The sequence below is a fragment of the Brotocaccenecus cirricatena genome (assembly GCF_020687045.1).
In the GTDB taxonomy this organism is placed as follows: domain Bacteria; phylum Bacillota; class Clostridia; order Oscillospirales; family Oscillospiraceae; genus Vescimonas; species Vescimonas cirricatena.
The window spans coordinates 1-9,440 of the sequence record NZ_JAJEPW010000084.1 but is presented as its reverse complement, the minus strand read 5'-3'; the positions used below and the strand labels follow the sequence as shown (position 1 = coordinate 9,440).

The following is a 9,440-nucleotide window of genomic DNA, read 5'->3' as shown; positions in this document are numbered from 1 at the left end:
GGTATATCTGCCCTGCCTGCCGGGAGCAGGAAAAAGACAATCTTATGGAGGAGAAGTATCATGAACGCTAAGGTATCGAAGCTGCTCAACGAGCAGATCAACAAGGAGTTCTACTCCGCCTATCTGTATCTGGATTTTGCCAACTACTACGCCGCCGTCGGACTGGACGGCTTTGAGAACTGGTACCGGGTACAGGCGCAGGAGGAACGGGATCACGCCATGCTGTTTTATCAGTATTTGCAGAATAACGGCGAGGGTGTCACCTTTGAGGCTATCGCAAAGCCGGAGTGGGAACGAGGCGACCACATGACCCCGCTGAAAAAGGCACTGGAGCATGAGAAGCTGGTCACCGCCAGCATCGATGCCATCTACGCCGCCGCATACGAGGCCAAGGACTTCCGCGCCATGCAGATGCTGGACTGGTTCATTAAGGAGCAGGGCGAGGAAGAGAAGAACGCCGCCGACCTCATCACAAAGATGGAGCTGTTCGGCGGAGACAGCAAGGGGCTGTATATGCTCAACAGCGAGCTGAAGACACGGGTCTACACCGCGCCCTCGCTGGTGCTGTAAGCCCCGCGCGTCTGCGGGCTTTCGCATCAGGCAAAAGGCAGACTGCATACAGGTGGCCTGCCTTTTCTTCCACCAGGCGGTTAGAGGAGGCTAACTGAAATGCCACATAGAAAGGAACATGGCTCTTGAACAAGGAAAAGGAGATCGAAACCGTTACCCTCATGGTGCGCCGGTATTGTTGGGGCGTGCATGGGACAAGGGGCGAGGCGCTTTGTCCGGCGTGTGCCGCCCTGCTGGAATACGCCAGGCAGCGGCGGGACAGATGCCCGCACGGGGAGATAGACAGCCATGAGTGAACGAAAGAATTTCTGGGACAGAAATGCTGGTCGCTACGACCGCTTTATGCGAAGGGATTGCGCGGCGTATGAGGAGATGTATGAGCTCATTCGGCCGGTGGTGAAAGCCAAAACGGTGCTGGAGCTGGCAAGCGGCACGGGGCTGATCGCCAAAAACATCGTGAACGCGGCGGCGCACATCGAGGCGACGGATGTCTCCGCGGAGATGATTCTTGAAGCAAAGCGGGGTAATCAATCTGCGAAGCTGCACTTTTCCGTGCAGGATATGTTCCGCCTGCCGTATGTAGACAAATCCTTTGATGTGGTGATCGTGTCCAACGCGCTGCACATCGTGCCGCAGCCGGAGAAAGCCCTTGCCGAGATTCGCCGGGTTCTGAAGGATGACGGAGTGCTCATCGCGCCCACCTTCACCCACGCGGAGAATTCTATTTTCGGCAAGGTCAAGGCATTTTTCATGAAGCTGGCAGGCTTCCCTCTCCACAGCAAGTGGTCGAGCGAGGAATACCTGCGCTTCCTGCGGCAAAACGGCTGGATGGTACGGAAAAGCACTGTGCTGAAAGCCTCGTTCCCATTGACTTATGCGGAATGCATGAAATCGGAGGTGTGATATGTCATTCTTTGAAAACACCCGCAAGCCCGAGGGCTTTGGCGGGAAGCTCATGGTCGCCATGATGAACGTCGGGCACAGCGCCGTGGCCCGGTGGGGGCTTCAATTTCTGAATGCCGCGCCGGACGCCAAGGTGCTGGACTGCGGCTGCGGCGGCGGGGCGAACATGAAAAGGCTGCTGAAAAAATGCCCGCAGGGCGTCGTCAAGGGTATCGACTATTCGCCCGTCAGTGTGGAGAAGTCGAAAAAGGTCAACAAGGCCGCCATCATGGAGGGACGCTGCACCGTTCTGCAAGGCAGCGTGGCGGATATGATGTTTGCTGACAACTGGTTCGACGCGGTCACGGCCTTTGAAACCGTCTATTTTTGGCCTGACCTGCCCCGATGCTTCCGGGAGGTTTATCGAGTGCTGAAGCCCGGCGGGACATTTCTCATCTGCAACGAAGCAAACGGCGACACGGACAAGGATGAGAAGTGGACGGAGATCATCGGCGGCATGACCATCTATAAGGACGTAGAGTTAAAGGCGTACCTGGAGCAGGCGGGGTTTCACGATATTCAAATTCATAAAAAGAAAAGCTGGCTCTGTATCACGGCGCGGAAATGAGGGAGAGGCAGACAGATGAAGGACAAGAAGCTCCCATTCGACCGCAAATGCCATGTGCTGTATTCCAATCCCTGCAAGAAGGAGATACGGGCGAAGATCGCCCTGCACTACCCGGAAGCGGAGCGGGAGGCGATATGGGAACAGGTACAGCGGTAGTATGCGGAGTTTCTCTCCGACTGGCGTACCGACTTGGGTGGCAAACGGAACTTCCACAACGGCGTAGGCGGCACCTACGACTGCATCGCCATTATGAGCTATTACACGGCCTGCAAAGCCGTCACATCCTTCCGTGAGATCGAGGAGATGGAGGAAAATCTGATCCTGCCGATCTTCCGCAGGCTACGGTTCGTGGACTGCAACAAGCCGTTCTGGAGGAAACTGATGCATAGAGTATTTGCGCCTCGTCGCAGAAAGGCTGAGAGGCGAAGCGCGGAACGGCAGAACCATTCTCGTGATCACCCACGACAGGGAGCTGATCGAGAGCTGCTGCGATAACGTTGTGGAGGTTGAAAAACGATCGCCATGAATCAGCCGAGGACTGTTATGTGATATCCGCGCCGGAGGGATCACTTTCTGTCCCTGCCGGCAGCTCTACCGCGATGGTCGTGCCCTTGTCCGAGCTTTCCTCCACCCAAACGGAGCCGCCGTGGAGATCGGCGATCTCCCACACCAGAGAAAGTCCCAGTCCCGCGCCGCCGTACTCGCGGCTGCGGGATTTGTCCACCCGGAAGAAGGGCTGGAAGATACTGCGCTGATACTCCTCCGGAATGCCGCAGCCGGTGTCGGAAACGCGAATGATGCACTTTTCCTGCCCCTGCGCAAGCTCGACCCGCACCGAGCCGCCGGGACGGTTGTATTTGACGGCATTCTCCGTCAGGTTAAAGAGCAGACGATAGATCAGCGCGTCGCTGCCGGTGAGAGCGGCGTCGCCCTCCGCTTCCAGCGAGATGCTTCGCTGCTCCGCCAGCGGCGCAAGATCTGTGAAGATCTCCTCGATCATGGGGGCGAGCTGGAGCTGCTCGTTCCGCGCCACCTGCTGCAAATTGCTCATCTCCAGCAGCGTCTTGGTCATCTGTGTCAGCCGCTCCGTCTGCTCGCGCAAAAGCGTGAGGAACTCCGCAGTCTCCGGCCGCACATCGGGATGCTCTGCGGAGAAAAGCTCCAGCTGCGCCTGCATCAGCGCCAGCGGCGTGCGCAGCTCGTGGGCGGCATTGCCGGTGAACTGCCGCTGGGCGGCAAAGGCGTTGTTCAGCCGCTCCAGCATCTGATTGAAGGAGCGGCTGAGCTGCCTGAACTCCGGAAGCACATCTTCGTCGATCCTCATATCCGCCAGATTGTTCAGCTGCACCTTCTCCACCTGCGAAGCAAAGCTGCGCAGGGGCTTGAGCGCGCGTCCGCTGACGAAGTAAGCAAGAATGCCGCTCAGGATCGTCACCGCCGCCGTGATATACCAGTTGGTGGTGCGGAAGCGTCCCTGCGCCCCATTGACGACGATGGTCAGCTCCTCGTTGGGCGCTATGAGCTGCGGGTCAAAGCTCGCTGCTTCGCCCTCATTCAGGATCACCGTGCCGCTGCCCTGCAAGGCGTCCGCAATTTTGTCCATATAGTACACGCCGGAGGAGCAGAGCAGCAGATTCATAGCCACGCAGGTAACGCCGATGAGCAGAACAGTCATCAGCGTGATGCGCCACTGCAGGGAAATCTTTTTCACGCCTCATCGCCTCCCATCAGATAGCCCTCGCCGATGCGGTTGCGGATGGGATCGTAGCCCAGCGCGGCGCGGAGCTTTTTGCGCAGGGCGGAAATATGCACCCGGATGGAGTTGCTGAAGCTGTCCACGCTGTTGTCCCAGACGTGCTCCATCAGCTCCTCCTGACTTACCGGCCGCCCCTGATGCACCATCAGATATTCCAAAATCCCCGTCTCCTTGCGGGTCAGCGTCAGCGTCTGCCCGTTGACGGCGGCGGTGCGGGAGCGGGTATCAAAACGCAGACCTCCGCAGGTCAGCAGTACGCCCTGCTGCGTAAACTGCCGCAGGGTCAGGCTGCGGATGCGGGCCTCCAGCTCCGCCAGATGAAAGGGCTTTGCCAGATAATCGTTGGCCCCGGCGTCCAGCCCCTCCACCTTGTCCTCCACCTCGCTGCGGGCGGAGAGGATCAGCACCCGCGTATCCCGGTCGGTCTGCCGCAGGGTTCGCAGCACCGTCATGCCGTCCTTCCCCGGCAGGTTCAGGTCGAGAATTACCAGATCGTAGCGCTCCACGCCCAGCAGCTCCAGAGCCTTCTCCCCGTCGTAGCAGTAGTCCACGCTGTAGGCCAGCCGCCGCAGGCTGCGGACGATGGTTTCGCACAAGGCGCGTTCGTCTTCAATAACCAAAAGGTGCATGAGAGCCCTCCTTTTACATTTCTTCATGTTCACGTTGTTCTTAATTATAGCAAAAACAGATAAGGTTTGTGTTAAATTTTTCTTCTTAACAGGGACTTTAACTCCCCTGCGCTATGATAGGGGCAGAAAATCGGAAAGGGTGAAAAAAATGAGCCATGTAAAAAAGGCGGCGGCCCAGGTGATCCTGCTGGCAGCGGGAGCCGCCATGCTGTGCTTCGGTGTCTGGCGGGGCGAGGCAGCGACGGTGCTGAGCAAAGCAATCAAATTATGTCTGGAGTGTGTGGGCATTGGGTAAGAAAAAACGCGGCGTATCTCAGGTACTGTCCCGCTTCCGGGGCTGGATCCAGGCGGGAGCGACGCTGCTGACCAACCTGCATCTGCCGAACTTCCTCAAGGGCGGACTGTATCAGGGCGCGGGGAAAACCGTCTGTGTTCCGGGGCTGAACTGCTACTCCTGCCCGGCGGCCTCCGGGGCCTGTCCCATCGGGGCGTTTCAGGCGGTGGTGGGCTCGTCCAAGTTCAGCTTCTCCTATTATATCACAGGTTTCCTCATTTTGCTGGGCGTGCTGCTGGGACGCTTTATCTGCGGCTTCCTCTGTCCCTTCGGCTGGTTTCAGGAGCTGCTGCATAAGATTCCTACGAAGAAGCTCTCCACAAAGAAGCTGAAGCCTCTGACATACCTGAAGTACGCCGTGCTGCTGGTGATGGTTTTCCTGCTGCCGGCGCTTCTGGTGAACGATGTTGGCATGGGAGACCCGTTCTTCTGCAAATACCTCTGCCCACAGGGTGTGCTGGAGGGGGCCATCCCGCTGTCCCTTGCCAATTCCGGCATCCGGGCGGCGCTGGGCAAGCTGTTTACATGGAAATTCGGCATTCTGCTGTCGGTGATCGTGCTGAGCGTACTGTTCTACCGTCCCTTCTGCAAGTGGCTCTGCCCGCTGGGAGCGTTCTATGCACTGCTCAACAGGGTATCCCTCTTCCAGATGAAGGTGGATAAAAACAAGTGCGTCTCCTGCGGGAAATGCGCCAGAGCCTGCAAGATGGATGTGGACGTGACAAAGACGCCCAACCACACCGAGTGCATCCGCTGTGGGATGTGTATACGCGCCTGTCCCACAAACGCCGTGTGTTTCCGCTATGGCTTCGGAGACGGTAAAGATAAGACAAAAGCAGCAGAAACGCTGCAGACAAACAACAATATCAAGGAGGAAACAAACAAATGAAAATGAATAGGACGAATACTGCCGGCAGAATTCTGGTGCTGCTGCTTACTGCACTGCTGGTGCTCTCTCTGGCCGCCTGCGGCAAAAAGGGCAACGACGACATGACAAAGCCCGGCGGTGAGCCCAAGAACGCCCAGGAGGCGGCCGCTATGTACAAGGCGCTGATGGACCAGGAGAATGCCATTCTGATGGAAAACCAGTCCCTTTGGGAGAAGGTGTTCATGTCCGCCGACAAGGGCATGACCATGCAGGAGGACGGTAAGAACTACGGTGATTTCCTGCTGGACACCATTGAGTCCGCCAAGGACAAGTTTACCGCCGACGAGCTGAAGCTGCTGCGCCAGGGAGGCGAGAAGATCAGGGAGATCGAGCGCACCCTGACCGCCATTGAGGCCAAGTTCCCCGAGGCGGCTCCCAAGGCCCCGGGCAATGGTGACAGCATCCCTGCCGACAGCCCCACGACCCCCGGCAACGGCGACAAGATGCAGAAGTTCCCTGCCTTCGAGGGCAAGGACCTCAACGGCAACCCCGTCAAGAGCGATGACCTGTTCTCCAAGAACGCCGTCACCGTGGTGAATTTCTGGTTCACCACCTGCAATCCCTGCGTGGGCGAGCTTTCCGAGCTGGAGTCCCTGCATCAGGAACTGACCAAGAAGGGCGGCGGTGTCGTCGGCATCAATTCCTTCACCCTGGGCGGCGATGAGGCTGCCATCTCCGAGGCCAAGTCCGTTCTGTCCAAGAAGGGCGTCACCTATCCCAATGTCTACTTCCCCGCCCAGGGCGAGGCCGGCAAGTTTGTGGAGAACGTGTTCGCCTACCCCACCACCTATGTGGTGGACCGCAACGGCAACATCGTGGGCGATCCCATTGTGGGCGCCATCACCGACAAGACGCAGGCGGCGACGCTGCAAAAGCTCATCGACCAGGCTCTTGCCGCCGATATGGGCTGACCCGAGATTTAAAAAGTGCCTGCTGCGCGCCATTGCATTGCCCATGGCGCACGAAGGGGCAGAGTGAGCCCAGCTTCCCCTGAAAGGAGGAAACGCGATGCATCGAAGCGTATTGGCCCTGCTTTTCGCGGCAGTGCTGCTGCTGGGCGGCTGCGCCGCCGGGCAGCAGACTGTGCCGAAGGAAAAGAGCGGACAGGAAACAAACATGGACGGAGCGGCTTTTGACCGGTCCGATGAGGAGATCACCTATATGGATACCACGGAAAATGTCATCTATCTGGCGGGCGGCTGCTTCTGGGGCATGGAACAGCTGATGCAGTCCATCCCCGGCGTTATCGACGCCGAGAGCGGCTACGCCAACGGCACCTGCGAGGCGGACGCCGATTACAAGACCGTCTGCAAGGGAGAGACCGGCTTTCGGGAGACCGTGCGGGTGGAATACGACCCCGAGCAGGTGAGTCTTGACGCGCTGCTGCTGGCCTACTTTTATGTGATCGACCCCACGGTACAAAACCGGCAGGGCAACGACCGCGGCAGCCAGTACCAGACCGGCGTTTACTTCACCAATGAAAGCGCGAGAGAAACGGTGAAGCGCATCGCGGAGATCGAGCGCGGCCGCAGCGAGAAATTCTTCGTGGAGATCGGCCCGCTCAAGAACTACTATCCCGCCGAGGAATACCACCAGAACTACCTCGAAAAGAATCCGAACGGCTACTGCCACATCCCGCGCGCGGAGATGGAGCTTTTCTCCCGGCTGCGCATCGACCCGGGCGACTATCAGAAGCCCGCGGCGGAGTCCATCCGGGACAAGCTGACGGAGGAGCAGTACCGCGTCACGCAGGAGAGCGGCACGGAGCGTGCCTTCACGGGCGAGTTCTGGGACAAGTTTGAAAAGGGCATCTATGTGGATGTCGTCACCGGCGAGCCGCTCTTTTCCTCCACGGATAAGTACGAAAGCGGCTGCGGCTGGCCGGCTTTCACAAAGCCCATCGAGGGCCCCGCCGTGGTGGAAAAAGAGGATCTGAGCCACGGAATGCGCCGCACGGAGGTCAGAAGCCGCGCCGGAGACTCCCACCTCGGCCATGTGTTCACCGGCGACCCGGAGTCGCCCAACGGCGTGCGCTACTGCATCAACAGCGCGGCCCTGCGCTTCGTCCCCTATGAAAAAATGGAAGCCGAGGGCTACGGATATCTGCTGCATCTGTTTGAAAAATAGGACGCAAGCGGTCGGCAATTCTCATGCAAGGAACTATCAGCATATCACAGCATATCGGACTGCCCGGTGGCAGTCCGATATGCTGTGAATGGCTTGGTTCACAAAGTCAACCCCCGGCTCTGCCGGGGGCAAAGGAAAAACCTGAAAGGTTTGAAAAAGGAAAACCTTCGTGATAACATGACCACGCTGGAGCTGGTGCTGAATATGCTGGCGGAGGCAACCACTACGGAAATTCCCAAGCAGAAAGCACCAAGCACATTTTCAGAGAATATAGCGGTTGCCCGCGAGGGCGGTGAGGCCGCCGGAATCGCACGGAAGGCGGTTGAGGAACGCACAGACGTTCCCGTCATCACCTCCAAGAACGCCGCGCAGCTCAATCAGGTCGTGACCGACCTTCTGGAAGGGGTAGCCGCGGATATGAGCGAGATGCCAGAGAAAAAATGAGTGTTTTCGCATAACGGTTTTTCATGTGGCTAATTGGCAGCTCTTGAAAGCACCCATCAAAAAAGTTTGAGAAAAGTTGAAAAATTCGGAGAATTCCGACTTGCACATGGCATTTTTGAGCCGGGGGTTCAAAAATCTACAGTGGTACAGCATGCCATGCGGAGTGTCCTTATAGGATCTGAGTATCCTGTAACGGGCACTCCGCATTTTTTATTTCCCGAAAAGTTCATACTGCAGACTCACATTTGCGTACAATATCAAAAAAATCCCTTCTATTTTGTGATATATTCCAATTCTTACAAAATTGAAAAAAAGTGGTTGCAAAACTGCCGCGGTGGTGTTGTAAATAGTAAAGACGCAGGACTGCGTCCACTTTGCGAAAGGAACGCAACTATGAAAAGGGGACGGGGACAGACGCTGGGATACTTTAGCCCCTGCGGTAAGGAGGAGCGAAAGATATCCGATATATCCCGACGGACCCTTGTTATAGGGGCAAATCTTCGACAGACGGCGAGGGGACGAAACACAGGCCCGGTAAGGATGACGGTATGAAAAAATCAGAAACAAATACTTTGCGTATTGAGCCCCGCAAGGTTCATGCCGCCGCGGTAGGAATGGCGATGGTGCTCATATACTTTGATTATCATTACTTTGTTGAGACTTTTTACTGGGTTTTTCAGCCGCCTTTTCGCATAGCAATTGACACGGTCACGATTGTTGCTATAGGCTTAATACTCAATGTCGTAGGCCTTAGTGAGATACTTGCTACCAGCCGAACATATATTGTATCTACCAAAGGAGTTACGGTCATTTTTTTGGGTATCATCCGCCGTCTATATCCATGGCAGCGGTTCCAGAGTATTAACGTGTACCCTATGGACATAGGTGATCCTCCATGGGGAGGCCAGCCGTTTTTAATGGTTTGCAGTACCATACCGATCCGGACAATGGAGGGGGGAAAAATTGATCTGGAGCGCACGCTTCTTCGATGGCCTCATATTCTGGTGTTTCCACTACTGCCGGGCGAGGAACGCATGCAATTTGAAAGCCTGCGGCGGGGGGAAATATCTCCCGATCAGGGGGATCAGGAACCCGACGAGGAGGAATAAGTATCCCGGCTGACGGACGTGGCCGTCAAAAGA

Annotated in this window: 13 protein-coding genes and 1 pseudogene; 12 read left to right on the top strand and 2 right to left on the bottom strand. The window is 57.0% G+C overall.

The window, feature by feature from the left end:
• The first annotated feature begins 60 nt into the window (after positions 1-60).
• The 6 genes from LKD37_RS15875 to LKD37_RS15850 all read left to right on the top strand — a co-directional run bounded on the left by LKD37_RS15875 (position 61) and on the right by LKD37_RS15850 (position 2,575).
• Positions 61-570, top strand: a complete 510-nt coding sequence (locus LKD37_RS15875; protein ID WP_306414517.1) for a ferritin — start codon at positions 61-63, stop codon at positions 568-570.
• Between the two features lie 125 nt (positions 571-695).
• A complete protein-coding gene (locus LKD37_RS15870; RefSeq protein WP_302930066.1) occupies positions 696-866 on the top strand; it encodes a nitrous oxide-stimulated promoter family protein in 171 nt (56 codons plus the stop codon).
• Entirely contained in the window at positions 859-1,473 is a 615-nt protein-coding gene (locus LKD37_RS15865; protein ID WP_302930065.1) for a class I SAM-dependent methyltransferase, read from the top strand. Before LKD37_RS15870 ends, LKD37_RS15865 begins: the two co-directional genes overlap by 8 nt.
• Before the next feature lies 1 nt (position 1,474).
• On the top strand, positions 1,475-2,080 hold the full coding sequence (locus LKD37_RS15860) for a class I SAM-dependent methyltransferase (RefSeq protein ID WP_302930064.1): 606 nt from the start codon (positions 1,475-1,477) through the stop codon (positions 2,078-2,080).
• 15 nt (positions 2,081-2,095) lie between these two features.
• Positions 2,096-2,236: a hypothetical protein gene (locus LKD37_RS15855; RefSeq protein ID WP_302930063.1), complete on the top strand. Its 141-nt coding sequence runs from the start codon at positions 2,096-2,098 to the stop codon at positions 2,234-2,236.
• A gap of 33 nt (positions 2,237-2,269) precedes the next feature.
• Entirely contained in the window at positions 2,270-2,575 is a 306-nt protein-coding gene (locus tag LKD37_RS15850; protein ID WP_302930062.1) for a hypothetical protein, read from the top strand.
• 46 nt (positions 2,576-2,621) lie between these two features.
• On the opposite strand, the gene LKD37_RS15845 is transcribed toward LKD37_RS15850, so the two are convergent.
• On the bottom strand, positions 2,622-3,791 hold the full coding sequence (locus LKD37_RS15845; protein WP_302930061.1) for a sensor histidine kinase: 1,170 nt from the start codon (positions 3,789-3,791) through the stop codon (positions 2,622-2,624).
• Entirely contained in the window at positions 3,788-4,465 is a 678-nt protein-coding gene (locus tag LKD37_RS15840; RefSeq protein ID WP_302930060.1) for a response regulator transcription factor, read from the bottom strand. Before LKD37_RS15840 ends, LKD37_RS15845 begins: the two co-directional genes overlap by 4 nt.
• A gap of 148 nt (positions 4,466-4,613) precedes the next feature.
• On the opposite strand from LKD37_RS15840, the gene LKD37_RS15835 reads away from it, so the two are divergent.
• The 6 genes and pseudogenes from LKD37_RS15835 (at position 4,614) to LKD37_RS15810 (ending at position 9,407) form a co-directional block, all read left to right on the top strand.
• A complete protein-coding gene (locus tag LKD37_RS15835) occupies positions 4,614-4,760 on the top strand; it encodes a CD1871A family CXXC motif-containing protein (RefSeq protein WP_021858619.1) in 147 nt (48 codons plus the stop codon).
• Entirely contained in the window at positions 4,753-5,688 is a 936-nt protein-coding gene (locus LKD37_RS15830) for a 4Fe-4S binding protein (protein WP_302930059.1), read from the top strand. The genes LKD37_RS15835 and LKD37_RS15830 overlap by 8 nt, the downstream gene beginning before the upstream one ends.
• Positions 5,685-6,638 (top strand): TlpA family protein disulfide reductase, encoded by a 954-nt coding sequence (locus tag LKD37_RS15825; protein ID WP_302930058.1) that lies wholly within the window; start codon positions 5,685-5,687, stop codon positions 6,636-6,638. Before LKD37_RS15830 ends, LKD37_RS15825 begins: the two co-directional genes overlap by 4 nt.
• A gap of 97 nt (positions 6,639-6,735) precedes the next feature.
• Positions 6,736-7,854: a peptide-methionine (R)-S-oxide reductase MsrB gene (gene msrB, locus LKD37_RS15820; protein ID WP_302930057.1), complete on the top strand. Its 1,119-nt coding sequence runs from the start codon at positions 6,736-6,738 to the stop codon at positions 7,852-7,854.
• A gap of 126 nt (positions 7,855-7,980) precedes the next feature.
• Positions 7,981-8,298 (top strand): annotated as a pseudogene (locus LKD37_RS15815) (phage antirepressor protein); the annotation flags it as partial.
• 548 nt (positions 8,299-8,846) lie between these two features.
• Positions 8,847-9,407, top strand: a complete 561-nt coding sequence (locus LKD37_RS15810; RefSeq protein WP_302930056.1) for a hypothetical protein — start codon at positions 8,847-8,849, stop codon at positions 9,405-9,407.
• Positions 9,408-9,440 lie beyond the last annotated feature (33 nt).